Below are 1,172 nucleotides of genomic sequence, written 5' to 3' on the forward strand. Positions count from 1 at the left end.
TACTGACTTCGGCTTGTCAGGGTGTGGCTGGGTCGTCGAGGGTGAGGCCGGTGCCGGCTATGAATCCGTCGAGTGTGTCGGGTCGGTATTGAAGGCGTTTGAGTCTGTTGCGGACGAGGATCTCGAGTCGGTCGAGGGCCATGACGGCGAGGTTGGCCAGGCTGCGTTTGACGTGCGCCCAGACCCACTCGACCGGGTTCAGGTCCGGCGAGTAGGCGGGCAGCAGGAAGACGGTCAGCCACTCCCGCTCGGCCACGAGGTCGCGCATCCTGCGGGAGACGTGAGTGTTCAGCCGATCCCACACCAGCACGATCGGCGCCCTGACCAGTTGATGGACTCCGTCGATCAACGCGATGAAGTCCCGCTCGCCCATGCTGCGACGTTCACCCTTGCCCGCGGTGTGGCTCCGCAGACGGTGGCACAACCGGGTCCTCGATCCCGGCCGCATCGCGATCAGCCCGGCCACCGACAACCGGCCCGAACGGCGGCCGCTGACCGTGACGACCGGAGTCACTCCGCGCCGGCCCCAGGTCCTGCCCCGGGGCGGCCTACGGGTGAAGCCGGCTTCGTCCTCGAAACAGACGTAGCCCCCGCAGGCCGCCCTCGCCCTTTTACCTCCGCCCAGGTCGCCTCCCGCCACACCTTCACAGCCCTCTCGTCGCGTTCCGCGACCCGCCGGACGGGGACCTGCGGGCTGAAACCGAGCCGGTGCATCAACCGGGTCGCACCCGAGACGCTGTAGGAGACGTGGAACTTCCGCCCGATCAACGTGACCACTCTCGACGCGGTCCACACCTGGTCCTCCACCCACCCGTGCGCGGCCGGACCCTCCTCCAGATACACGACCAGCTTCTCCAATGACCGCGGGGACAGGCGGCACCGTGACCCGCTCGGACCGCGGGAGGCAAGAGCCTGCACACCGCCCTCCTGCCACAACTGCCGCCATTGGTAGGCCGACTTCACGCTCACCCGCAACCGCCGTGCGACCTCCGACGGCCCGACCTTCTGCTCGAACAGCTCGACCGCCTGCATCCGCACCGACTCCCGACGCCGACGCGCCGGCGAAGTCAACCCGCCCCCATCCGCGTATCTCATACACCACGGATACAGCCATCCACCCACACCCCCCAGGGACTTCGCGAGAATTCACCCCGACGAGCGCAAGTCAGTAA

The 1,172-nt window shown here is 67.8% G+C and carries 1 protein-coding gene; it reads right to left on the reverse strand.

From position 1 onward, the window contains the following. Positions 1-16 precede the first annotated feature (16 nt). A protein-coding gene (locus ABD374_RS34795; protein ID WP_425577401.1) for an IS630 family transposase occupies positions 17-1,095 on the reverse strand; the annotation gives its coding sequence in 2 pieces (ribosomal slippage) (positions 17-594 and positions 594-1,095; 1,080 coding nt in all). Positions 1,096-1,172 lie beyond the last annotated feature (77 nt).

Source organism: Streptomyces enissocaesilis (genome assembly GCF_039533765.1).
Lineage (GTDB): Bacteria > Actinomycetota > Actinomycetes > Streptomycetales > Streptomycetaceae > Streptomyces > Streptomyces enissocaesilis.